Raw genomic sequence first — 23,473 nt, 5'->3', positions numbered from 1 at the left:
ACTCCGTAATAGTAAGCATGGTTACCATCTAATAGTAAGTAGACTTCCTACATCAGCTGAAAAATTGCTGGAGACCAGACGGCGGCGCCGATCCTGCCTCACCTCCTGCAGGAAAAACCCAGACGCTTCCTCACCGCGCGGCTGCGGGAGCATCACCGTTCCGGCGGCGAAAGGTGAGGAAGCGCTGGGTTTGAGGCGGCGAAAGGTGAGGAAGCGCTGGGGGACAGGGGTCGAACGTATGCTTGAAAGATGAGCGCTGCAGCCGCATCAACCGTCACCTTTGAAAGCCGCTTCGCCACGGAGCTTGCCGAGATGGCCATTCCCTGGAAGGCGGAGGAGGTTCCTGACCCGCAGTTGCTGGTCCTGAACGAGCCGCTGGCCGCCGAGCTGGGCTTTGACCCGGACTTCCTCGGGAGCCCGGAAGGGCTTCCGCTGCTGATCGGCAACGCGGTGCCCGACGGCGCCACTCCCGTTGCGCAGGCATACTCCGGCCACCAGTTCGGCTGGTTTGCGCCGAGGCTGGGTGACGGTCGTGCGCTCCTGCTGGGCGAGATTACCGACGTCGCCGGCCGCCTCCGCGACGTCCACCTGAAGGGCTCCGGCCGCACGCCCTTCGCGCGCGGCGGCGACGGCTTCGCCGTCGTGGGGCCGATGCTGCGCGAGTATGTCGTCAGCGAAGCGATGCACGCCCTGGGAATCCCCACGACGCGGTCCCTCGCAGTGGTGGCCACCGCCCGTTCCATCCAGCGGGAAACCCTGCTGCCGGGGGCCGTACTCACCCGCGTCGCAAGCAGCCACCTGCGCGTAGGCAGCTTCCAGTACGCCCGCGTCGCCGGCGACACCGGGTTGCTGCGCCGCCTCGCGGACCACGCCATCGCGCGCCACTATCCCGGTGCGGCGGAGGCGGACAATCCGTATCTCGGACTCTTCGAGGCCGCCATAACCGCCCAGGCTTCCCTGGTGGCACAGTGGATGCTGGTGGGTTTCATCCACGGCGTCATGAACACGGACAACATGGCCATCTCGGGCGAGACCATCGACTATGGTCCGTGCGCCTTCATGGACGCGTTCGATCCCGCCACCGTCTACAGCTCCATCGACGAGAGTGGCCGCTACGCCTACGCCAACCAGCCGGTGGTAGCAGAGTGGAACCTGACCCGCCTGGCGGAGGCGCTCCTTCCGCTGTTCGACGACGACGAGGAGCGTGCGGTCGCACTGGCCCAGGAGTCGCTGGGGGCGTTCCGCCGGCAGTACAGTGCCGCCTGGCTGGCCGGCATGAAGGCGAAGCTCGGACTGGACGCCAGCATCGCTGACGACGTTGCGTCTCCCATGATTGACGAACTGCTCGCGCTGATGCAGGAGTGGCGCATTGACTACACGTCGTTCTTCCGGCGGCTCGGCATGGCAGCCCGTGGCAAGGGCGAGCCTGCACGGGACCTGTTCCCGGAAGCGGACGCCTTCCTTGCCTGGGCGGAACCCTGGCGGGCCCTGAACCCGGACGCGGAGAAAATGGACCGGGTCAACCCCGCGTATGTGCCCCGCAACCACCTTGTTGAGGAAGCACTCGACGCCGCGACCGACGGCGACCTTGATCCGCTCCGGCAGTTGCTCGAAGCGGTGACGGACCCGTATAACGAGCGTCCCGGCGTCGAACGCTATGCAGAGGCTGCGCCGGAAAGCTTTGGCCCCTATAGGACCTTCTGCGGAACCTGAGTGGGTTAGCTGGCGCCGGGGTGCACGAGCGTGTCCGGATCCAGCTCGCTCGCCGGTGCGTCGGACAGTCCCTGCGGCGTGAGGTCCAGGTCGTCCAAGGCGGCCATGGCTGCAATCGGGGCGGCGTTCAACCCGGCGCCCGGGGCAATGTTGTTAGTCATGGTTCTCTGTCTCCTGAAGTGAGCGGGGCGGTGCATTGTGTGCTGACTCGCTATTTTCCTTGGAATTGTTCCGCGCGCCAAAGTTGCGCGGCGGAGGTGATTGGTGTAGTCCCACCCGGATTGTGTCAGTCCCGGACATGCGGAGTGAGGGAATGGCCGACGGCGGCACCCCCGCATGTGCATGCCGTTTCGGCCGGTGCGGAGGCGGCTTTGTGACGGCGGGTTACAGGTCGCCGCCGCCGATGATGGCCTGGGAGAGCTGGTGCAGCGGTACCTCCCGACGGCGGGCGGCGCTAATGAGGGTGGAGAGGGCTTGGCCGCGGTTGACGTGGAGCCGCTCCATGATCATCCCGGTGGCGGTTCCGATGGCATCGCGGGCGCCCAGTGCGCCGATGAGCCCGTCGCTGAGGCGCTGTGCGGTGTCGCGGGCCTGGGCATTGGCAAGCATCAGGGCAGCGGGACGCGCCAGCAGTTCGACCAGGTGGACGGCACGGGAATCGAAGCCGCCGGGAACCGGGGAGTAGACCTTCAGCGCACCGATGGCGCCGTCGGGAGTGGACAGTGGCGTGCTGATCACCGAGCGCACGGGCAAATCTGCGATGGCGCGGCTCCACGCTGGCCAGCGGTGGTCGGTGCGGCTGTCCGCGACAATAATGGTTGCCTGCTGGGCCCAGGCTGTCAGGCACGGCCCCTGCCTGAGATCGTACTGGAGCTGGTCAGCCTGCAGGATGTCGGGATCCGTGGAGGCCGTGCTGGTGCGCCGGCCGCGCGTATCCATAAGGCTGACGCCGGCCCCCAGCGCTCCCGGGACGGCTTCCTTCAGGGCCTGCGCCAGCGCCGAAACCGCTTCGTCGACGGTTTCGTGGGTCAGTAAGAGGTCGGCGATCCGGGCGGTGAGCGCCGCGAGCTCGTCGGCGAGGGGCAGGTTGGCCTGCATCAGGGCCTGGCTGACACTCGGTGGGGGGATGGCGGGCGGGCACCCGGCCGGCTCTGCGGCAGGGTCCCGGGCCGGGCCGGGGATTCTGATGAGACGGGCACGTCAGTACGTTCCTTTCCTGGGTCCGCGGAGTGCCCTCCCGGTGGCAGACTGCGGCGTCGAAGGTGCTATGACGATTATTTCAGGGGATGGCCCGCGCCGCGAGGGGTGCGCGCCTTTCTATATGGAGCGGAATATATGCAGCGGATCGATGCGCGGAGGCATTCACCGAGAATAGGAAACGCGAGCTTTAGTAATCGTTCTGGGAGAGGATAATCGCTTAAGAACACGTGTTTCCGCAGATAGGAGCAGTGGTGGCCGAATCCGTGGGACCCGGGAAACAGGTCGCGGCCGCTGAGGCGGAGTTGTTCAAGGCTCTGGCGCATCCCGCCCGTGTCCGGGTTTTGGCTGTGCTCACGGCGGGGCCGGCGTCGGTGGCGGAGCTCTGTTCGGCCACGGGACTGAAGCCGTCGCACCTAGCGGGGCAACTCGCACAGCTGCGTGGACAGCACCTCGTGACCGGGCGCCGCTCCGAGGGACGGCTGCAGTACCGGCTGTCCTTTCCCCAGATTGCGGAGCTGCTCGCCGCTGCCGAATCGGTGCTGAATGCCCGGGCTGCGGCTGATGCGGGCGGCCTAGCGGGTCTCGGTGCATGGGGCGTGGGGTCCGGTCCCGCCCAAGCGGGCGTCCTCACCGACGAGTCGGCAGCAGTTCTGGAAGAATCCCTGGGGAGGCGTGCCCTGATCACTAATGCAGTGCGTGCCGTCAGCGCCCGGACCGGCCGCAGCTCTGAGGAGGCCCTGGCAGGACTCCTGACCGAGGCGCGAGCGCGCAGCCTCACCCTCGCTGAAGTTTCCCGCGAGACGGTGGTGCCCGGGGCCGAGTGACAACCGCCCCCCAAGGGGCCGTCTGCCTGGTTTGACTGCAGGCTCCCGAAGTTCCGAAAAGTTTCGTTTTGCACACTAAGGGTTAGGGCCCTTGACGGGCAGACGGCACTGAGTGAGACTCGTGATTGAGGAATTGATGAACTTATAGTTTCTTCAATCCTCTCCATTGGGGGCCCTCTGCTCTGTTTCGCGCAGAGGGGCCGGAGCGTCGCGGGGCAGGTGGAACAACCCCTGTCCGGGGGCCGCGGAATAGGCGGAAGGGGGCCGGAACAGCGTAGTTCCGACCCCTTTCCGGGCGGTTTTGAGCCCGCTCCTGAGCTATGGAAGCTCGAAGAGGCTCAGGATGTTGCCCTCGCTGTCCAAGAACCATGCGGCTTTTCCTGCGTCCGAGGTGGCAATGCCGTTCTCTGTCTTCAAACCCGGAAAATCGTACTCCTCGAAGACAACGCCGCGGCTCCGCAGCTCCTGGACGTCCCGCTCGACGTCGTCCGTTACCCAGCCCATTTGGGTGTTTTTTGCAGTGCCCGCGTTGTCGGTTTTGTACAGCAGGAACCTGGTCCCGTTGCCGCAGCGGTACATGACGTCGTCGTTGCTCGCCGGGTCGATGGGCTCAAGCCCCAGCTTGTCCCGGTAAAAGTCCTTCGCCCTGCCCACATCCTTCGCCGGAAGGACAGCGGCGACTTCCATATCTTTGAGCATGACAGTTCTCTCCTTGTTGCACTTATGGCGATGGTCCCGCTGTTCGGTGCCGGGATCGGACTGGCCGTCCGTGCCCGGGCCGCGTCGCCGCCCGTTTCGCCGACAGCCGGGGCGGCCACCTGGGACTCTGTGGCGCCTCGCCAGCGTCGCCGGGCGCGAGGGTCCCCGAAGTTTATGGGGACATTATGGAACCGAAGTGCCACCCGCGGATATAGGACGGAGGGACAGGAAAGAACGACGTCGGCGGGCCGGCCGCTGCTGTGGCCGTGCGGCGGCGGGGCGTCCGGGGTAGGTCCGCTCAGGCGTTCCCACGCTGCGGCCGCCCCTCAACGCCGTTGCCCACAGCCTGAACGTCAAATCCGATCCGTGTCAGGATCAGCGTGACCAAATCGCGAATATCCCGGTCGTCCTCGACGACCAGGCAAAGCCCCCGTGACCCCAACGTGCCCCCGGCCTGTAGTAGGTGTGCACAGTGCAGGGCGGAAACCTCAAGAAGTGTATGGTTTGAGCACGAAAAAGCCCCGCACCATTTGTGAAGGCGGTGCGGGGTTTTCCGTGGGCGACCACCCGCATGGGGGAATAGGGTGGGGCCCCACCCAAAGTTACCCGGGCGTAGGTTTGTCCTTCAAATGTACGATCCCGCTCACTCGGGCAGTTCCATCTGGAATCCGCACGTACATCTGAGGACGCGGGTGGACAGGTAGACGTCCAGGGTGTCCTCGGCTGTGCCTTCGGTGGACACCGGTGCGGACAGCCGGCGGAGCTCGGATCCGGCCTTCCGCATCGGTTGTCCGCAGTGCATGTAGTGACCGCCGAAGATAAGCACCTCCCCTGGTTGTTCCCTGCGGCCGAGGACCGCGGACAAGTTGGCGACCTGGGCCGGATGTTCGCTAAAGAGCCGGCACCGGCCGCACGTGTAGGCGACCATGACGACGTCGGCCGGGCAGTTCCGGATGTCTGTCACCGATCTGATGGTCAGGTGGCGGTCGGTGCCGCAACGCGCGCACGTCACGGGCAAAACACGGGCCCGTCCGGCGCCATCGGGCCGGAAGCCGGGTGATCTGTGCGACATGGTCAGCCGGCGGTGTCGGGAGCGGGGGAGGTGGCGTCGTGAAGGAATTGCTGGAAATGCGAGGTGGCCATGTCAGGCTCTTTCCTCGGGGTGCAGGGTGGCCGCCGTGAGGCTGCAGCGGCATTACCTCCAGGCGGTGCACAACGCCGGGAGGGGCCCCGTGCAGAAAAACGGCGGGTCCTGTAATGAACCTACCGTGCAGTAGGGACTGATGTATATAGGAGACGTCAGGACCCGGGAGGAAGTGGAAGGCCCCCGTGACGGATCCGTCAAGAGCTGTCATCTTAGGGCCGTGAAGGTGGCACCATCCGTGCGCGGTCGATCGCTGCCAGGGCGACTGCGCTGGCCGCAAGGCGGACCGCGTTGACGCGGTACCACTTGGCCAGCAGGGATCTACGGCGCATGTCGCTGAGCGGATGGGGACCGAAGAAGAGGGCGGGGTTGACGGACCGGAGGAGATAGGCCGTGCCGGCCCCGCCGGCCGCTGAAGCGACCGCTGCAGTCACCAGCCACGGCCGGCTGCCCGGGCGGTTCCATCCTGCGGCCAGTGCGAGTGCGACGGCCGGGAAGGTAGCGGGAGCCAACGGCGCGTAGTAGCGGCCGGGACTTCCGGGCCCCAGTGGAGACCTCCGCAGCTCAGGGCTCTCCTCAGACCCGGCAACGCGGTGGGGGACTTTGACCACGGCCTCGTAGAGATTGCCGAAAAACCAGTGCGCGTGCGCGAATTCCGCGACGGCCAAACTTATGTCAGTCAGCGTCCTGCGCCTGTCCGTTGCTTCATGCCCCATGGCCATAACGTACAGCAGGCGTGTGGGGCGACAGGCAAGACCGTGTGGGGCCGGCGGCGGGCTGGGTTAGGCAGCCAGGTCCCGGAGGGTGGACCAAGGGCCACCGCCGCCGGCCCTGTTTAGAGTTTCCGCCTTCGTCCTTGGAAGAACTTTGGAGTTCCTTGGGCCGGCACGGCGAATCGGGGGGTCGCGCGCGGATTGCCCCAAGGTGTCCCAGCTATTTCCCCATGTCAGCGCACAATACTGACAGCGTTCTGAAGGGAACGGAAACCGCGCCCCCGAACCTTCAGAACCTGCCGGGTCCGGACGCACTCCCGCTCGCGCACCCGGACCCGGCAACAGCCTCCCCAAGCTGCGCGTGAACTGACCGGGCGTGTTGCACAGGCCACGTTCACAGGCTGTTCACCCCGAGCTGGTTCTATTGGTACATGGACACGAACGCTGGCAATGGGCACGACGCCGACCTTCCGGGGCTGTGGGGGACGCTGACCCCGCGGGCGGAGACCGAGATCCGGAAACCGGGCCGCCCCGCCCGAGCCGGCGTTGCCGGCAGCGTGCCCATTGGCGGCTCCGTCGTATTCGCCTGGGTCGATGGGCAGTCTTCCCGCAGGCTGCATTTTGCCGGAGATCCGCTGGTTGTCTTGCCGGAGCTGGAGCACACGGACGCGTTTTAGCGCTGCCCGCGTTCTAGCTCACGGCCAGAGGGTCTGGAAGAGTGCTGTCTGGGACCGATCCGACGACCCGCGAGTACTATCGAAAACATTCATGGCCCGCAGAGTTCCGGAGACTGGAGCAGCACATGCAACTCGGCGCTTTCTCACTCAGCCTCGCCGTCAAGGACATCGCGGCCTCGGCAGCGTTCTACGAGAAGCTGGGATTCACCAGGTCCGGGGGCGACATCGACCAGAACTGGCTGATCCTGCGGAACGGGCAGACGGTGATCGGGCTCTTCCAGGGCATGTTTGAGAAGAACTCCCTGACCTTCAACCCGGGCTGGAACCAGGACGCGCAGCAGCTCGACTCATTCACCGATGTGCGCGATCTCCAACGCCAACTGAAGGACCAGGGCATTCCCTTCGTTGCTGAAGCCGGGGACGGTACGGGGCCGGGCAGCTTTATCGTGGTCGACCCCGACGGCAACCCGGTCATCGTGGATCAGCACGTCTGATCCATCGCCTCCAACCAGAGAGGAGCCAAAAATGCCCAATAGCCCTGAGGATCTGGTCAGCGTCCGGTACATGGTGGACGACGTAGAAGCCGCCGTCGGCTTCTACACGAAGCACCTCGGCTTCACCGTAAGAATGAACGCGGCACCGGCGTTTGCCGACGTCGTGCGCGGTCAGTTGCGTCTGCTGCTGAGCGGGCCCACCAGTTCGGCGGGCCGGCCAATGCCCGACGGCGCGGTCCCGGCCCCGGGCGGATGGAACCGGATCCATCTCATCGTGAGCGATATCGTCGCCGAGGTGGACCGTCTGCGGGCCGCGGGGGTTCCGTTCCGGAACGACATTGTTAAGGGGCCGGGTGGCCAGCAGATCCTGCTGGAGGATCCGGCCGGCAACGTCGTCGAGCTGTTCCAGCCCGCCGACCAGTAGTCGCCGAAAATGCAGTAGCCCCGCCCGCCAAATTCGGTTGAATCCAGCGCGCGGGGCTGTGCAGCTAAGGGGCCTGTTCGGCTCAAGCGCCTGTCCGGCTATAGCGCCGGGCGAGGCAGCGAGGGAGCTGTTAGTGGGCTGCCGTGGCAGGGGTCTTGTGGACCAGGTAGATGGCGCCGGTGGTGACGTCCTCCTCGAGCGCTTCGAGGGTGCGGCCGCGGGTTTCAGGGACCTGGGTGTAGATGAAGATCAAGGCCAGGATGCCCACCACGCCGAACATGAAGAACGTTCCGGTGATGCCGACTGATGCCACCAGGGTGGGGAAGAACAGGCCCAGGAAGGCGTTGGCGATCCACAGGCAGAAGATGGAGACGCCGATCGCGAAGCCGCGGATGTGCAGGGGGAAGATCTCTGAGAGCATCACCCATACGGCGATGTTGAGGAAGGTCTGCATGGAGCCGACGAAGGCAACCACCAGGAAGAGGATCACGAAGGGCCGCGCCGGGTTGCCGACGGGCAGTGCGATGGAGGCGATGCCGATCAGGAAGTGGCAGATGGTGGTCAGCGTGAAGCCGAGGAGCAGGGTGGTGCGGCGGTTGACCCGCTGCATCATGGTCAGCGCAATGATGCCACCCACGACGGCGATGACGCCCGGGGCGATGTTGGCGATGAGGGCGCCGCTGGAGCTGAAGCCGGCCTCAACCAGCACGGACTGGCCGTAGTACATGATCGAGTTGATGCCGGTCAGCTGCTGCGCCACGCCCAGCCCGATGCCGACGAGCAGGATGCGCAGGATCCACTTGTTTTTCAGGGCGCCCCAGCCGGAGAGGTTCATTTCCTTTTCCTCGTCGGCCAGGTGCTTGACGTCGGCCATCTCAGCTTCAGCGCGGTCGGAAGAACGGATGGTCTTGAGCACGGCCAGCGCGTCTTGGCTGCGGCCCCGGGAGATCAGCCAGCGCGGGGATTCCGGCATCCGGAGCATGCCCACGAACAGGGCGACTGCAGGTACGGCGGCCACAGCGAGCATGATGCGCCAGACGCCGCCGAACTCGCCCCAGACGTTGCCGATGATGGCGTTGACCACGAACGCAGCGAGCTGGCCGATGACAATCATGAGTTCGTTGCGGCCGGCGAGCGAGCCGCGGATCTCGTAGGGGGCCAGCTCGGCGAGGTACACGGGGACCACCGAGGAGGCGCCACCCACGGCGAGTCCGAGGATGACGCGGCCGATGACCATCACCTCGAAGTTCGGTGCGAACACGCAGGACAGGGCGCCGACGAGGAACAGGACGGCCAGCAGGATGATCGTCTTCCGGCGGCCCCAGGTGTCGGAGAGCCGGCCGCCGCCCACGGCGCCGGCCGCGGCGCCGAACAGCAGCGAACTGGTCACGATGCCCTCGGTGATCGGGGTGAGGCCAAGATCGGCGGTCATCGGCCGGAGTGCGCCGTTGATGACACCCGTGTCGTAGCCGAACAGCAGACCGCCGAAGGTTGCGACCATAGCGACCCTGCCGAGGCGCTTGCGGTGCGGGCCGTTCGTGAGCGGCGGCAGCGAGGGCGTATGCGCGCCGTCGCGCTGGGCTTGGGTAGCAGACATAAGGACTCCCTTGTCTCAAGTTTGCGGGACGTGTGCCCGCTGTCACACCTAGACTAACGCGCGAAAGGCTTAAATGTAAGGTCAAACTTACAAATGCTTTAACTTCCGGTGTTTCCCGCCGTGGGAGGATGGCTCTATGACTCTTCAGCGGCAGCAGCGGCCAGCCACCCAGGCTGATGTTGCGCGCGAGGTCGGGGTTTCCCGCACGCTGGTGTCCTTCGCCTTCCGCGGCGCCGCGGGTGTCAGCCCCGAGACCAAGCAGGCGATCTTCGACGCCGCCAAGCGCCTGGGATACCGGCACAATGCGGCAGCTGCCGCCCTGGCAAGCAAGCAGCGCACCGCCATCGGGCTTTACCTCCTGGACCTCCGGAACGAGGTCTTCTCGGATGTCCTCAACGGCGTGCGGCTGGCGCTCCCGCAGTCGCGCAACCGGCTCATCCTCAGCGTCTCCCGCTCGATCGGCAGCGAGGACCAAGGCGCCGTTGACTCGCTCATCGAGGCGCGGGTGGGGATCATCATTGCCGCGGCGCTGCTGGACCCTGACGAGCGGGTGCGGGAGCTGGCGCATATGGTCCCGGTGGTCAGCGTCACGCGCCGGGTGGAGGGCGTGGACAGCGTGTACCCGGACGACCGTGCGGGCGCGCGGGCCGCCGTCGAGCATCTTCTCGGACTCGGGCACACCCGGATCGCCCATCTGGCCGGTCCGTTTATTGACGGACACACCGTGCGCCGGGAAACCTACGAACAGATGATGCGGGCCGCCGGCCTGACCCCGCAGACCGTGGCGGCCAACGACTTCACGCAGGAGGCCGCGGAGCGTGTGGCGGCGGAGCTGCTTGGCGGACCGGACCGGCCGACAGCCGTGTTTACGCACAACGACCAGTTCGCGCTGGGTGTCCGCGAAGCCGCCTACGCGATGGGCCTGACGATTCCCGGCGACCTGTCGCTCGTGGGCTACGACGATTCTCGGACCGCCCGGCTGCACGGCATCGACCTGACCTCCGTGGACCTGCATGCGGTGGAGCTCGGGAAAATCGCCGGAGGTGTCGCGCTGGAGCGGCTCAACGATCCCGGCGCCCCCATCGCCGACAGGTGCATCACGCCCCAACTGGTGGTCCGCCACTCCACGGCCCCGCTCCGGTAGCAGGGGCTGGATGTTGTCAGACGCCGCCGATGACGGTTGACCGGGGCACTTTGCGGGCAGGATCGACCCATGCGCTGATGGCGAGGGCAATTTTGGCACCGCCTTGCGCCGACGGTTCAATCGCGTTCGCGTAGTCGCCGTCGTGGTTGCAGATGAGCCGGAGGTCCAGCAGGCTGATGCTCCGGGAGAACGCGGCCCTGGTGATGGAATCGTTGAAGACTGTGAGGGCGGTCCGGATCATTCGGTAAGCCGGCCCGGATGACGGCGTGTCGTAGATGGTGGACAGGGCTGCGGGCAGGCCCTTGGCTGAAATCGCTTTGGCCATCAGCTCATAGTCGGCCGCGAACCGCTCCTGGGCAGCCGCGAACAGGTCCAGGGCCTGCGCCACCGAGCGGGCTGGCGCTTCGAGCAGGTGGGCGTAGCCGAGCGCATCGTTGCCCCCGGCGCTGACCACGAGGTGGGTCGCGTCGTCGGGAAGGGCAAGCAGCTGGTGGTGGACCCCGGTGATTACGTCGCCGTCCACTGCCAGCAGTGTTGCCTTCCAGCCGCGTGGGAGCTCACCACGTAACTGCTCGGTGACGTCGGGCCCGCCGTTGACATAGGCCTGGTTGTCGAAGATCGAGTCGCCGAGCAGGACAACATGGCCGGGCTCTGCTCCCGCTGGGGCGGCGCGCGAGGTCGATTGGTCGGGGTCGCTGCCGGCGCCACCGCTGCTGGTGGTCATCCCGCATAGTTGCACGAAAAGCGGCCGGTGGCGAGCACCCGCCCTTGAACTGGTCCTTGATTGAACTGCCTGCTCTTGTTGCACTTGTGTAAGCGGTGCTGTGGTCAGCCAAGCGCTTTTCCGCAATTCCACCCTCCGACCGCCAACCCCAGGAGACCGCCATGACCGCCGATCCAGCCAAGAAGCCCACCGTCCTGTTCGTCTGTGTGCACAATGCGGGCCGGTCCCAGATGGCTGCAGGGTTCCTCGCCAGCCTGTCCCGGGGAGCGATCGAGGTCCGTTCCGCCGGTACCCAGCCGTCGCACGAGGTGAGCCCCTCCGTCGTCCAGGCGATGGCCGACGTCGGGATTGATATTTCCGCCGAGGTCCCCAAAGCGCTTACCACCGGGGCAGTCCAGGAGGCCGACGTCGTGATCACCATGGGCTGCGGCGACGAGTGTCCGGTATTCCCCGGCAAACGCTACGAAGACTGGGAACTGGCCGACCCCGCCGGAAAAGGGATTGACTCGGTCCGCCCGATCCGCGACGAAATCCGGACGCGCGTCGAGGCACTGGTCACCGAACTGCTGCCCGCCCGGCACGCCGATGCCCAGTAAGACTGTGAACAAGCCCGAAGAGAAGGAGCCAGCAGTGAGCAAGAACGCCAAGCCCGAGGACGCCAGCACCGAGAAGGCCAGCGCCGAAAAGGTCACCAGGGAGCAACTGATCATTGTCGGTTCCGGACCCGCCGGCTATACCGCGGCGATCTACGCCGCCCGGGCCGGCCTGAAACCGCTGGTCCTGGCCGGCTCGGTCACCGCGGGCGGTGCGCTGATGAACACCACCGAGGTGGAGAACTTCCCCGGCTTCCCGGAGGGCGTCCAGGGCCCGGAGCTGATGGACGGCCTGCAGCAGCAGGCGGAGAAGTTCGGCGCGCAGGTGGTGTTCGACGACGCCACCCAGGTTCAGCTCAAGGGCCATCTTAAGCGTGTGGTCACCGGCGGCGGTGAGACCTATGAGGCTCCGGCGGTCATCCTGGCCACCGGCTCGGCGTACAAGGAACTGGGGCTGGCGGAGGAGAAGAAATTCAGCGGCCATGGCGTCTCCTGGTGCGCCACCTGTGACGGGTTCTTCTTCCGCGACCAGGACATCGTCGTGGTGGGCGGCGGGGATTCTGCCATGGAGGAGGCCACCTTCCTGACCCGCTTCGGGAAGTCCGTGACCGTCGTCGTCCGCAAGGGCGAGCTGCGCGCCTCCCGCATTATGGCGCAGCGGGCCAAGGACAACCCAAAGATCACGTTCGCGTGGAACTCGGCCGTCACGGCGATCCACGGCAACGGCAAGGTCAGCGGCGTCACCCTGACCGACACCCGCACCGGTGAAACCCGGAAGCAGTCCGCCGCCGGGCTCTTCGTGGCGATTGGGCACGTGCCGCGCACCGAGCTGGTGGCCGGGCAGGTGGAGCTCGACGGCGAGGGCTATATCAAGGTCGACTCGCCCACCACCTGCACCAACCTGAGTGGCGTGTTCGCGTGTGGCGACGCCGTGGACCACCGCTACCGCCAGGCCATCACCGCCGCCGGCACCGGGTGCGCGGCGGCCCTCGACGCCGAGCGCTACCTGGCCGCGTTGGAGGACGCGGACAGCATCGCCACGGCACTGGTCGAGGAGCCCACCCACGCTTGAGCCGCTGAACAGGTGAGGCGGGCGGAGCGGGCGTGCGGATGTGGGGCGGCGAAAGAAGGAGCGACGGTGGCTGAAATTAAGGGACGGCGGCGGCTGGGGGGGCCGCCCTGGTCTCAGGCAGGCGGCACCGCCGCCGGCCCAGCCCCGGTGGTCGACTTAATTATCGTCCTGACTCGATTCAAAAGAAAGGAGTTGGCGCTTGCCTTGCCCCTGAAACTGCATATCCCCAAAACGGGTGGACTGAGGCAACTGCCCGGTGGCGGGGCTCAGGTTTTCTCCAAGTCCGCGCGCCCAGAATCTAGGTGTCCCGGTCCCGACGGCGGACCGCCTATCCAAAGGCCGGGGCGTGGCAGCCGGACCCGCAAGCACTCCCCCTAGCCCATCGGATCCGGCTGCCTCTACTGGCCCGATTCACTGATGCGCTAGATGAATTTCTGCACGCAGCCCCATCCGGGATCATAGGTGTGGGTGACCTGGACGTTCTGGCGGGAGCGGGCATAGCGGTCGAAGCTGTCACGTCCGTTCTGGTCCTCAGAGTCGCTGTACCAATGCAGGACGCGAAGCCCGTTTGAGGTTGCTGAGGCCACCAGCCTGCCGCGGGGCCCGACTAACGAGTCCAGGTCCTGTTCGAGATGAAGGAGCCGGATCAGCGCCTCCCCGTCCGGCAGTCCGTCATCGCCGGTCCGCCGGTAACTGATCCGGACAGCAGTGTGCAGGTCCATCAGCGGGTGATCCACCCATCGCAATGGCCGCAGGGCGCAGACAATCACCCTGTGCCCCGAGGAAGTTTTGGCCTCGCGCATTGTCCATCGGGGGTCCGGGTTCCGGGTTGCCACGGCCTGGAAGAATTCGGGGACGATGGCGGCGGGCTGGCTATCGCGGGGATCGGCCGGGGTCACGTTGATGCCGCCAACCCACCGCTGGACATCGTCTTCGCCGAGGAGCCAGTCCACCAGCAGGCGGCTGGCCTGGCGGCAGTCGTTGGTGCTCATGCTCGTGAAAGCCGGGTGGAAAACCGTCAGTTCAGCCAGGGCACGACGTTCGTCCCAGTCCACCGCAACCCGTGCCAGCCCCAGATTCACCGGTTGATCCAGACCTTCGAGGGTGCCAGTCAGCATGCCGGGTTGATGCTCCCTTGCGGCGGCGAATTCCCAGCTTTCAGTGGGCGGGGGAGCTGCCCGCCGCCATCGTTCGGCCAGGGACCGCAGCCGGGGGTCCCCGCCGCCGGAGACGCAGAGCCGGTGCCGGGAACGGGCGCCCGGGCCGGTCTCCCAGCGCAGCTCGGGGTGAATCGCCATCACCATGGCACCGATGATTTCCGGGAGGTCGGCGTAGACGCCGGTCATGACGGCTGCCGTGATAAGGCCGGCTCCCGCGGCTGACCACCACCGCCAAAAGGCACCCACGGCTTCCGTTTCCATCGCGCTGCTTCGCCGCACCAACTCCATCGGACCTCCTCGTCGTGCTGGTGTTCGTGCCATCCTGTTGAAGGATGATGCAGCCCCAGCCTCAAGAAGAAGGCACTGTAGCCACAGCTTTCGCGCAAGAGTCCGCACGAGCCCCGGGACGGCCAACTGGCTGGCAGTTGCTGTCGTTTTCAGCCTTCAAAACGACAACAACTGCGAGTTACTTGGGTGAACGGGACAACCGCACTTCGCGGGGACCCGCCGGGTACCCGCGGTGGCGGCTGGCGAAGATGATCACCAGCGCTACAGCCAGGGGAACGGCCGCAGCCAGGGGCACGAAAAGCGCGCCGACGGTGTTGAGGGCGAGCGCACCGTACGCGGCCCCGACGGCGATGCCCAGCTGGATGGTCACCACGGCCAGTCCGTTGGCCGCGTCCTTGTGCTCCCCGCCCGCGCGGAGGATTGCCGCCTGGTTGTAAATGCCGGTGGCTCCGAAGGTGATGCCCCAGAGGGTCAGGAGTGCGAGGCTGCCGGTCCACGTGCCGCCGAGTGCAGGCAGGAGGGCGAAGCTGGTCAGGAGCAGTGCCACGCCGGTCAGGATGGATCCCCGGGGACGGGCGTCCGCCGTGAGGCCGGCAATCCAGATGCCCACCAGGCTGGCGACGCCGATGACGGACAGCGAGATGCCGGTGGCGGTGCTGGGCAGGCCCGCGGCCAGGAGGAACGGGGCGATGTAGGTGAACAGGGCGAAGTGCCCCAGGAGCAGCAGCGGCCAGGCGGTCGCGACGGCGATGACCCCGGGCAGTGCCATGGCCGCGCGCAGCGACGGTGCCGAGTCCCGGTCGGCGTCGGAAGCCGGAGGCAGCAAGCGAACGGCCAGCAGCGCGAGAAGCGCAGCGATCCCGGCCAGGACAAGGAAGGACGTGCGCCAAGAGAGCACAGACCCCATCACCGTGCCGAGCGGGGCACCCACGGCCAGGGCGATGCTGTTGCCGCTGAACACGATGGCCATCGCCTTGCCCACAGAATGAGCCGGCACGATCCTCGCAACGTACGGGGCCATGCTGGACCAGAGCAGGCCGTGGGCCACGCCGCCGAGGAGCCTGGCGGCGATGGCCAGGCCCAGGTTCGGACTGGCGGCCAGCAGCACGTTGCTCAGCGCGAAGGCCAGCACGGTCACGATCAGCAGGGTCTTGCGGGGCATCCGCCCACCGAGCAGCCTGGACAGGGGAAGCGCTGTGATGACGATGACGGCGGCATAGGCAGCAGTCAGCGAGCCGACAGCCGATTCCTCCACGCCCAGCTCGCGGCTGATCTGCGGAAGCAGCCCCGACGGCAGGAGTTCGGTGGTGACGGCTGTGAACCCGGCCATGGCCAGGATGAGCAGGCCGGCCCGCGGGATCCTTGAGGTGCGGGCCGGCAGGATGGCGGACTGGCCTGATGGGGCCTGCGTCGGGGTGCCGGAGCCGGAATGTTCTTGGGTCACGTATCTTCCTGAAAGTTTCGTAATTGGTTTCGCCTGTCCGTTGCCCCGGGTTGGAACGGCCGACGGCGGGCCGGCCCCTTAAGGGACCGGCCCGCCGTCGAGCGTCTATCGCCTTAGAGCGTGGCAGTGTCAATCACGAAGCGGTAGCGCACGTCCGAGGCGAGGACGCGTTCGTAGGCTTCGTTGATCTTGTCGGCCGGGATGACCTCGATCTCGGCGCCGATGCCGTGCTCGGCGCAGAAGTCGAGCATTTCCTGGGTTTCGCGGATGCCGCCGATCATGGAACCGGCGAAGGCGCGGCGTCCGCCGATGAGCGCAAACGCGTTGACCGGGAGCGGCTCGGCCGGGGCACCGACGTTGACCAGGGTGCCGTCGAGGGACAGCAGCTGCAGGTAGGAGCTGATGTCGATCGAGGCGCTGACCGTGTTGATGATCAGGTCGAAGCTGCCGGCGAGCGCTTCGAACGTGCCGGCGTCGCTCGTGGCGTAGTAGTGGTCCGCGCCGAGGCGCAGGCCGTCTTCCTGCTTCTTGAGGGACTGGGACAGGACGGTGACCTCGGCGCCCATGGCGTGGGCGAGTTTGACGGCCATGTGGCCCAGTCCGCCGAGGCCGACGATGGCGACCTTCTTACCGGGGCCGGCGCCGCGGCGCTTCAGCGGGGAATAGGTGGTGATGCCCGCGCACAAAAGGGGAGCGGCGACGTCGAGCTCGATGCCGTCCGGGATGGTGACGACGAATTCCTCGGTGACCACGACGTGGGTGGAGTAGCCGCCCTGGGTGATGGTGCCGTCGCGGTCAACCGCTCCGTACGTGCCGACCATTCCCTTGAGGCAGTACTGTTCCTCGCCGGCCAGGCAGTTGGCGCACTCCTTGCAGGAGTTGACCATGCAGCCGACGCCCACCCGGTCGCCGACCTTGTGGCGGGTCACTTCGGAACCGACCTCGGTGACGATCCCGGCGATTTCGTGGCCGGGTGCGAGCGGGTACTGCTGCGGGCCCCAGTCGCCGCGGACGGTGTGGATGTCGGAGTGGCAGATGCCGGCGAACTTGATTTCGATGAGGACGTCGTGCGGGCCGACGTCGCGGCGTTCGATGGTGGTGGGGATGAGGTCCTCGGAAGCGGAGGGCGCGGCGTAGGCGTTGACGGTAGGCATAGTTCTCCTATGTGTCGGTGTGGGTTGGAACGGGCCGTAGATGAAAGCGATGGACCGTTTCTTTCATCTACTTAACCCCATCGCCGTGGCGTGAGGCAGACCCTGCTGTAAGGGGTAACCACAGGGACCCCCAAGTCTCTTCCCGTTTGTGGCGCACAGCACGGGAATGGCTGTTGTGGTGGGACTGGTTGGGTTGGTTTGGGCTCAGGCTTTGCGGTTGCGGTCAGGCTGACCGACGCGTTCCGCATGAAGGCCGACGGCGGTGGTGCCGCCTTGCGCTGTGCCCTGGGACAGCGCTGTGCCTTCGGGAGTCGCGGCGCCTTCGCGGGGATCGGATGCTGCGGCGGTTGCAGCCCAGCTGGCCAGCAACCGCAAACCGTCCTCGGACGGCGAGCCCGGTTCGGCCGTGTACGTGAACATGGTGAGGCCTGGTGTGGCCGTCAGCTCCAGCCCGTTGAAGTGCAGATCGAGCTGGCCGACGGCCGGGTGCTGGAATGTTTTTGCACCCGTGCGGTGCAGCCGGACATTCCGCTGCGCCCAGCGCCTGCGAAATTCCTCACTGCGGGTGGATAGTTCCCCGATGAGGTCCGACAGGGTTTTGTTGAACGGGTCGCGGCCGGCTTCGGCGTGCAGCAGCGCCACACTCGTGTCGGCCGCCATGTTCCAGTCCGCGTATAGGCGTTCGGAACGACTGTTGAGGAACGCGAACCGGGCGAAATTCACGGGCCGTGCCGGGTCCTCAAAAGCTGGCGAGTACAAGGCGCGGGCAAGGTCATTGGCGGCAACGATGTCCAGATGGGCGTTCTGGACGAATGCCGGGATGCCGGTCAGGCCGTCGAGGATGAGCTGGACGCTCGGGTGGATCGCCTGCGCGGGCTGCCTCCGCCGTCGGGCAGCGGGCCCGGCAGCCCGGGCGAGGTTGAACAGGTGCTCGTGCTCTGCCTCGTTCAGCTGAAGGGCGCGTGCGATGGCCTCCAGGACGGAGTCGGAGACCCCGGCCAGGCTTCCGCGCTCCACGCGTGTGTAGTACTCCACGCTCATGCCGGCCAGCATGGCCACTTCTCCACGGCGCAGGCCGGGCACGCGCCGCACGCCGCCGAGGTCCGGCAACCCCGCCTGCTCTGGAGTGAGCTTCGCTCGCCGGGAGGCAAGGAACTCCCGTATCTCGTTCCGGTTGTTCATATCCACCACGGTACGGACACTGTGAAGACTGTGGGAGTCCCTGTCAGGGCCTGCCAGACGCGGGATGCCCCGTTTACTGTGAATCAGGCGGGCTGCCCGGGTGGCGGCACGGAGTAGCGGGAACGGAGCACGCGCAGTGGCGAGGATATTCATCACCGGTTCGGCCGGAGGACTGGGGCTGAACGCCGCCAGGGCGCTGATGCAGCAGGGCCATGAAGTGGTCCTGCACGCCAGGAACGAGTCCCGCCTCGGAGCGGCTGGTGCGGTGCGGGAGAAGGCCGTCGGCGCCGTCGTCGGAAATTTGGCCGACCTCGGCGAGACGGTGCGGGTGGCGGAACAGGCAGACCAGTACGGCCCGTTCGATGCCGTCATCCATAACGCCGGGGTGTACAGCGGCGGCCAGATCCTTTCGGTGAACACCATTGCGCCCTACATTCTGACCGCGCTTATGGCTCGGCCGCGCCGGCTTGTGTACATCAGCAGCGGCATGCACCGTTCCGGTTCAACCCGCTTGGACGGAATCGAGTGGGCGGACGCGGGCGGGCGGCCGGGAGCCTACTCGGACAGCAAGCTGTACGTCACCGCGCTCTCAGCAGCGCTGGCCAATCGCTGGCCTGACGTCCAAAGCAACGCGGTGGATCCGGGCTGGGTACCAACCCGGATGGGCGGAAGCGGCGCGCCGGACGACCTGGAGCTGGGGCACGTCACGCAGGTGTGGCTCGCCACCCGGGAGGCCGGCGAGGACCGCGTGTCCGGAGGCTATTGGTTCCATCAGCAGCGCAGGGAGCCCCATCCGGCCGTGACAGACCCGGCGTTCCAGTCTGAGCTGCTCGAAGCGCTGGAAAGGTACACCGGGTTCGCGCTCAGGTAGCTCGCGCCTCCCGGCCCAGGTAAGTCGCAGCTCACGGCCTTCTCAGCGCTGGGAACGCCCTGAGCTGCTACCCAGTTGGGTGGGTCAGCGGCGGGTGAGGAGGCCGCGCACCAGGGTCAGGCCCTGGCCGAGGTTGATCGAAGGCAGGTAAGCGCGGGTGATGGCGTTGGCGATCGCGGGCAGGGCGGCTGCGTCGGGGTAGAGCAGGTACATAGGTGCGTAGTCCGGTTTGAATTTCGCCTTGAATGCCAGCAGGGAACGGAAGCCGTAGACGGGTTCCAAGGCTGCCCCGAGCCAGTCGAGCATCCGGTCCAAGCCGCCGTTCGCGTCGGCAACGGCAGGCGCGCCAGAACCGGCGGAGGAACCAGGGACGGGACCAGCCGAGACCCCACCCGCAAGTGAGGAAGACGGCACCCGTGCCAGCGGCGCCCCCGACAGGCTCATGAATTCGCATCCCTCGTCCTGCAGGCTCAGTGCGGCGGAGGCGATGAGGAAGTCAATGCTCGCACGGAAACCGTCGCCGCGCCGCCGCATGAAATCGAGGGTCCAACCGACCACGTATCCGTTCCGGTACACCGGCAGCCACGACGCGACCGCATGGACGGTGTGCTCGGAATCGATAGCCAGCAGGCAGCGGACCTCGGGGTCGTCCAGCTCATCCAGGCTGCCCAGCGTGAAGCCCATCTCCGGGACCTTCTTGTCCGCCACCCACTCCTCGGAAATCGCTTCGATCTGGGCCTGCACCGCGATCGGCGCCCGGGCAAACGTGGTCCATTCGGCGCGGATGCCAGCCTTGGCGGCCCGGTTCAGCGCGGTGCGGATGTCCTGGAACTTCTTGCCCCGGAAGGACACCTCGTCCAGGCGCAGCACGGTTTCCTGCGCCACCTGCACCGAGCCCCAGCCCAGCGATTGGGCGAGGCCGCGGAGTTCCTCGGACACAAAGTAGTAGCACGGCGTCCACCCGCTGAACCTGCAGTGCCGGGCGAACTCCGTGAACGCTGCTTCCCGGTCTGCCCGCGGACCCACGGGCGGCCCCAGCGCCACGGCCACCCCGCTGCGCACGCGGTACGCGATGAAGCTTGAACCGGAGAACCAGTAGCTGTTCCCGCTCCACGTCGTCATCCAGGAGAGCGAACCGCCGCCGTGCGACTTTAGGATGCGCCGCGCCCGCTCCTCGTCCGCGCTGTGCCGGCCGTGGGCCGGACGCAGGAACGTCCGGAGCAGCAGGAGCCCGGTCCACGCCCAGAACACGACGCCGATACTTTCGTAAAGCACGACGGCGGCGGTGCTTTCGGGGAAGAACGCCGGTGAGCGGTCCACCAGGAAGCCGAGGGGCAGGAACCTGTCCGGAACGTCGGCCAGAAGCTGAAGCAGCCCGGGCACGGGTGTGAATCCGTCGGCCAGGGCGAGTCCCAGGCCCAGATACAGAAGGCCCAGCAGAACCAGGGCAACCACCATCCGGCGCGCCAGTCGCGGGTACGTTCCGCGCGGCGCGCGCACCGGGAACAGGTTCCGGGCCGCCAGCAGGAGCACCGTAAGGAAGACGGGCAGGAGCATTGGCAGCACCAGGCTGAGCGGGTGGGAATAACCCGACAGCTCGATCCCGCCCACTCCCTCGCGGGCGGGCAGACCTGGACCAGGCGGCGGCAGCAGGACGCCGGCGATGGTGACGGCGGCCAGCAGTGACAGCGTCGCCTGGATAAAGAGCGCGCCAACCCAGGCGAACCGCCGTCCGCGCCGCAGGCCGTCCGCGAACAGGAGCAGCAGGAATGACGGCAGGATGGCCATGAAGATTCCGCCCGCCCCGGCCCGCAGTTGCAGCTGCGCGGCCGCGCAGTCCCTGAGATCGGCGGGCCGGGAACAGGACGCCTGCAGCGCCGCGGGGTCCACCGGCTGGATGTTGGTGAACAGGAACTTCAGCACAGAAAGAGGTCCGACGGCGTGCGGCGCCAGTCCCGCGATCACCGGACCGATCGCCGCGACCGTCAGGAGCAGGGCCACTAGAATCCGGGCCTCGTGCCGGGAGACGGCGGGCCTGCCGAAGCGCGGGCGCCGGCCCAGCAGCACTGGACCCAGCAGCCCTCCTGCCGCGGCCGCGCCGAGCCGGACCAGGTCCTCGAAGCCTCCGGCATACATCGCAAACAGCAGCAACACGGCCAGGAGAACCACGCGGATCCGGCGCCGCCACAGTGTGGTGAGGGCTGCCGTTGCGGCCATCGCAGCCGCGCAGGCCAGGGCGCTCGGCCCCAGGAAGAAGTGCCCGCTCAGGTCCCGGACCCAGCTCCCCATCAGGCCGCGGGCCGCGGCGAGGAACCCGAGCGTCGCCACGATCCCCAGCACGTGCCCGGCCAGCGCCGCCGCAGCGAACTTCAGGGATCCAACACGGCGTTCCAGCGGTAGCCCGGCCAGCAGTACCACGAGCGTGCCCACCGCATATCCCGCCAGGTCCCGCTCCCAGAACGCGGAGAGCAGCAGGGCATACCAGTGGTCCGGTACCGAGTGTGGGGTGGCCGCGGCGTGCGGCAGAAGAAACGACGACGGCCCGGAGCGGAGACTGGCGGACAGTGCGCCGGCGGCCCAGAAGAGAACGACGAAGGCGAGGGTGGCGGGGGAGCCGCGCAGCACCCGGGCCCACCCCGCGGGCGTCCGGTAGCCGGAGGGTACCCGTCGTCCCTGGTCCGGCTGCCGCATGGGTGAAGGGCTCCTTTCAAAGGGCTCTTCGATTGTTCCACACCCGCTCCGGAACAGACCCGCGGCCGCCGTCATGACCCAAGGGGCGAAGGCCCAACAAACTCGCAGTTATTGTCGTTTTGACCCTTCCAAACGACATTAACTGCGAGTCAGTTGGGCCAGGAAGCCAACGGATCCTAGTGCCCGGCCGTGTGATCCGGCGCCGCCTGCACAACACCGCCCGGGTACATCGCCGCCAACGGGTAGGGCGCTGCTCCATCGTGAAACGCATGGAGCCGAGGGGCGCACGACTTAGAACAAGCGGTGGAGAAATTAGCGAACGTTTTGTTTGCCTAATTCCGATCGCTGGCTGTAATCTCCCGATTTGGGTTTACCTAACTAGCACCATCACTCTCCCCTGCATGGCGCCCGTGTATTGCAGCACGGCCGCACCCGCCGGCGGCTACGTCGGCGTCCCTGAAAGGCAGCAGCATGTCCCCAGCAGCACCTGCCCCGGCACCGCCCGGCGCACGGCAGTCCATTCACGAACCGCAGACCAGCCATGCCCCGGCCGGCCGGAAAGGCCAGCGGATCCGGTTGGTTCTGCTCGGCGCTTTGTGTGCGGGGGGATGGACGGCTTCGCTGCTCGTGGGTCACTTCGTTGACTGCGGTCCGGAACTGCACCGGATCGGACTCGCCGTGCACATCCTTGCCCTGGTGCTTTCCTTTGGCGCCATCCTGGTTGTCGACTGGCTGGGTCTGCTGTGGCTGCTGGGCAAGGTGCAGATGCACGAGTCCGGGAAGCTGGAGGCCGCCGCGAAGCCGCTGATCTGGGGCGGGCTGGCCCTGCTGCTGGTTTCGGGCGCCCTGATCGACCCCGACCTGACTAATCCGGTCACCGTCATCAAGCTCGCCTGTGTCCTGGTGCTCATGCTCAATGGCCTTAGCATCGCGCCTGCCATGCACCAGCTGCTAGCCCTGCCCGCACATACCCGTTTCGGCGAACTCGGCCGCCGGCTGCGGCTCAGGCTGATGGTCGCGCTGAGCATTTCGCAGGCCTGCTGGTGGACAGCCGTCCTCATCGGCCTGATCAACAGCACGCTCCGCCGCTGGGCCGGGGCCTGATGCCCTGGTCTGCCGGACGGGAGGCCGGCTGCTGTTAAGGCACCGGGCCCGGGGAGGGCTCCGCCGTTCCCGGTGCCATGCCGGTTGTCGCGCGGCAGGCGAGTGTCCGGCAAGCAAAATTCTCCCGGGCCAACCTTGGAAAAACCTTGGGCGTGCCAAAACCCGGCGGTACCTTGGCGTACGTTCGTAAAGCCTTTCCGCCGGACCCGGAAGGCATGGGGGACGTTCCGGGCCCGGCGATCGGACCAGCCATCTTGCCCTGACAGCTGACCTGTTCTCAGTAAGACAAATCTGTCTCTCAGGCCTTGGGAAAAGGTGGGAGCCGCTTGGGGGACTCACACTATCCCGGCGATCAGCCCCCGGTCGGCGTCCGGGAAGCGACCCGCAAGCCGTTCCACCACCTGATCGATGGTTGGTTCCTTCTCTTCATCGCTGCCGCTCATCGCCTCCGTGTCGGCTGCCGGCACGGTACCGTCACCGGACAAAGAGCAATCGCAGGCCCCCGCGACTGAAAGCATCCTCCGCCTGCGTCCAATCAGGGGGCGTAGTCTGAAAGCAGGC

General features: G+C 66.8%; 22 protein-coding genes. 10 read left to right on the top strand and 12 right to left on the bottom strand.

Annotated features, from left to right (window positions below):
- Positions 1–249 precede the first annotated feature (249 nt).
- Positions 250–1,713 (top strand): protein adenylyltransferase SelO, encoded by a 1,464-nt coding sequence (locus QFZ23_RS19430; RefSeq protein ID WP_306925445.1) that lies wholly within the window; start codon positions 250–252, stop codon positions 1,711–1,713.
- A 5-nt stretch (positions 1,714–1,718) separates the two neighbouring features.
- Here QFZ23_RS19430 and QFZ23_RS19425 read toward each other — a convergent pair whose 3' ends face one another.
- Together QFZ23_RS19425 and QFZ23_RS19420 are read right to left on the bottom strand one after the other, a co-directional pair.
- Complete coding sequence (locus QFZ23_RS19425) at positions 1,719–1,874, bottom strand: hypothetical protein (protein WP_306925444.1); 156 nt, start codon at positions 1,872–1,874, stop codon at positions 1,719–1,721.
- A gap of 223 nt (positions 1,875–2,097) precedes the next feature.
- Positions 2,098–2,811, bottom strand: a complete 714-nt coding sequence (locus tag QFZ23_RS19420) for a GAF and ANTAR domain-containing protein (protein WP_306925443.1) — start codon at positions 2,809–2,811, stop codon at positions 2,098–2,100.
- A gap of 353 nt (positions 2,812–3,164) precedes the next feature.
- Here QFZ23_RS19420 and QFZ23_RS19415 point away from each other — a divergent pair, with 353 nt between their 5' ends.
- On the top strand, positions 3,165–3,737 hold the full coding sequence (locus tag QFZ23_RS19415) for an ArsR/SmtB family transcription factor (protein ID WP_306925441.1): 573 nt from the start codon (positions 3,165–3,167) through the stop codon (positions 3,735–3,737).
- 318 nt (positions 3,738–4,055) lie between these two features.
- On the opposite strand, the gene QFZ23_RS19410 is transcribed toward QFZ23_RS19415, so the two are convergent.
- From QFZ23_RS19410 to QFZ23_RS19400, 3 genes are all read right to left on the bottom strand, one after another.
- Positions 4,056–4,436, bottom strand: a complete 381-nt coding sequence (locus QFZ23_RS19410; protein ID WP_306925439.1) for a VOC family protein — start codon at positions 4,434–4,436, stop codon at positions 4,056–4,058.
- 643 nt (positions 4,437–5,079) lie between these two features.
- A complete protein-coding gene (locus tag QFZ23_RS19405; RefSeq protein ID WP_306925438.1) occupies positions 5,080–5,400 on the bottom strand; it encodes a hypothetical protein in 321 nt (106 codons plus the stop codon).
- Positions 5,401–5,792: 392 nt separating this feature from the next.
- Positions 5,793–6,296: a hypothetical protein gene (locus QFZ23_RS19400; protein ID WP_306925435.1), complete on the bottom strand. Its 504-nt coding sequence runs from the start codon at positions 6,294–6,296 to the stop codon at positions 5,793–5,795.
- A 428-nt stretch (positions 6,297–6,724) separates the two neighbouring features.
- Between QFZ23_RS19400 and QFZ23_RS19395 the strand changes: the two genes are divergently transcribed.
- The 3 genes from QFZ23_RS19395 to QFZ23_RS19385 all read left to right on the top strand — a co-directional run bounded on the left by QFZ23_RS19395 (position 6,725) and on the right by QFZ23_RS19385 (position 7,888).
- The gene (locus tag QFZ23_RS19395) at positions 6,725–6,970 is read left to right on the top strand and encodes a hypothetical protein (RefSeq protein WP_306925433.1); all 246 of its coding nucleotides are present in this window, start codon (positions 6,725–6,727) and stop codon (positions 6,968–6,970) included.
- Positions 6,971–7,095: 125 nt separating this feature from the next.
- Positions 7,096–7,464 carry a VOC family protein gene (locus QFZ23_RS19390; protein ID WP_306925432.1) on the top strand — a complete coding sequence of 123 codons (369 nt, stop codon included), beginning with the start codon at positions 7,096–7,098 and terminating at the stop codon, positions 7,462–7,464.
- 31 nt (positions 7,465–7,495) lie between these two features.
- Entirely contained in the window at positions 7,496–7,888 is a 393-nt protein-coding gene (locus tag QFZ23_RS19385; RefSeq protein WP_306925430.1) for a VOC family protein, read from the top strand.
- 130 nt (positions 7,889–8,018) lie between these two features.
- Here the strand turns inward: QFZ23_RS19385 and QFZ23_RS19380 are convergent, their stop codons facing one another.
- Positions 8,019–9,485, bottom strand: a complete 1,467-nt coding sequence (locus QFZ23_RS19380) for a sugar porter family MFS transporter (RefSeq protein ID WP_306925429.1) — start codon at positions 9,483–9,485, stop codon at positions 8,019–8,021.
- A 136-nt stretch (positions 9,486–9,621) separates the two neighbouring features.
- Here QFZ23_RS19380 and QFZ23_RS19375 point away from each other — a divergent pair, with 136 nt between their 5' ends.
- Entirely contained in the window at positions 9,622–10,629 is a 1,008-nt protein-coding gene (locus QFZ23_RS19375) for a LacI family DNA-binding transcriptional regulator (protein WP_306925427.1), read from the top strand.
- A gap of 16 nt (positions 10,630–10,645) precedes the next feature.
- Here QFZ23_RS19375 and QFZ23_RS19370 read toward each other — a convergent pair whose 3' ends face one another.
- Complete coding sequence (locus tag QFZ23_RS19370) at positions 10,646–11,353, bottom strand: SGNH/GDSL hydrolase family protein (protein WP_306925426.1); 708 nt, start codon at positions 11,351–11,353, stop codon at positions 10,646–10,648.
- Between the two features lie 161 nt (positions 11,354–11,514).
- Here QFZ23_RS19370 and QFZ23_RS19365 point away from each other — a divergent pair, with 161 nt between their 5' ends.
- Together QFZ23_RS19365 and trxB are read left to right on the top strand one after the other, a co-directional pair.
- Positions 11,515–11,949: an arsenate reductase ArsC gene (locus QFZ23_RS19365; RefSeq protein WP_306925424.1), complete on the top strand. Its 435-nt coding sequence runs from the start codon at positions 11,515–11,517 to the stop codon at positions 11,947–11,949.
- A gap of 34 nt (positions 11,950–11,983) precedes the next feature.
- The gene (gene trxB / locus QFZ23_RS19360) at positions 11,984–13,018 is read left to right on the top strand and encodes a thioredoxin-disulfide reductase (RefSeq protein WP_373427902.1); all 1,035 of its coding nucleotides are present in this window, start codon (positions 11,984–11,986) and stop codon (positions 13,016–13,018) included.
- 422 nt (positions 13,019–13,440) lie between these two features.
- On the opposite strand, the gene QFZ23_RS19355 is transcribed toward trxB, so the two are convergent.
- The 4 genes from QFZ23_RS19355 to QFZ23_RS19340 all read right to left on the bottom strand — a co-directional run bounded on the left by QFZ23_RS19355 (position 13,441) and on the right by QFZ23_RS19340 (position 18,246).
- Positions 13,441–14,439 carry a DUF695 domain-containing protein gene (locus QFZ23_RS19355; RefSeq protein ID WP_306925422.1) on the bottom strand — a complete coding sequence of 333 codons (999 nt, stop codon included), beginning with the start codon at positions 14,437–14,439 and terminating at the stop codon, positions 13,441–13,443.
- 205 nt (positions 14,440–14,644) lie between these two features.
- Positions 14,645–15,850 carry an MFS transporter gene (locus QFZ23_RS19350; protein ID WP_306926941.1) on the bottom strand — a complete coding sequence of 402 codons (1,206 nt, stop codon included), beginning with the start codon at positions 15,848–15,850 and terminating at the stop codon, positions 14,645–14,647.
- A 173-nt stretch (positions 15,851–16,023) separates the two neighbouring features.
- A complete protein-coding gene (locus QFZ23_RS19345) occupies positions 16,024–17,064 on the bottom strand; it encodes an NAD(P)-dependent alcohol dehydrogenase (protein ID WP_306925419.1) in 1,041 nt (346 codons plus the stop codon).
- A gap of 204 nt (positions 17,065–17,268) precedes the next feature.
- On the bottom strand, positions 17,269–18,246 hold the full coding sequence (locus QFZ23_RS19340) for a helix-turn-helix transcriptional regulator (RefSeq protein ID WP_306925417.1): 978 nt from the start codon (positions 18,244–18,246) through the stop codon (positions 17,269–17,271).
- Positions 18,247–18,382: 136 nt separating this feature from the next.
- On the opposite strand from QFZ23_RS19340, the gene QFZ23_RS19335 reads away from it, so the two are divergent.
- Complete coding sequence (locus QFZ23_RS19335) at positions 18,383–19,117, top strand: SDR family NAD(P)-dependent oxidoreductase (protein ID WP_306925415.1); 735 nt, start codon at positions 18,383–18,385, stop codon at positions 19,115–19,117.
- A gap of 84 nt (positions 19,118–19,201) precedes the next feature.
- On the opposite strand, the gene QFZ23_RS19330 is transcribed toward QFZ23_RS19335, so the two are convergent.
- A complete protein-coding gene (locus tag QFZ23_RS19330) occupies positions 19,202–21,808 on the bottom strand; it encodes a bifunctional lysylphosphatidylglycerol flippase/synthetase MprF (protein WP_306925412.1) in 2,607 nt (868 codons plus the stop codon).
- A gap of 471 nt (positions 21,809–22,279) precedes the next feature.
- On the opposite strand from QFZ23_RS19330, the gene QFZ23_RS19325 reads away from it, so the two are divergent.
- Complete coding sequence (locus tag QFZ23_RS19325; protein WP_306925410.1) at positions 22,280–22,912, top strand: hypothetical protein; 633 nt, start codon at positions 22,280–22,282, stop codon at positions 22,910–22,912.
- Positions 22,913–23,473: the final 561 nt, after the last annotated feature.

The organism is Arthrobacter globiformis, from assembly GCF_030818015.1.
Lineage (GTDB): Bacteria > Actinomycetota > Actinomycetes > Actinomycetales > Micrococcaceae > Arthrobacter > Arthrobacter globiformis_C.
Note: the sequence above shows the minus strand (reverse complement) of the source record. Positions and strands in the feature narration are given on the sequence as shown.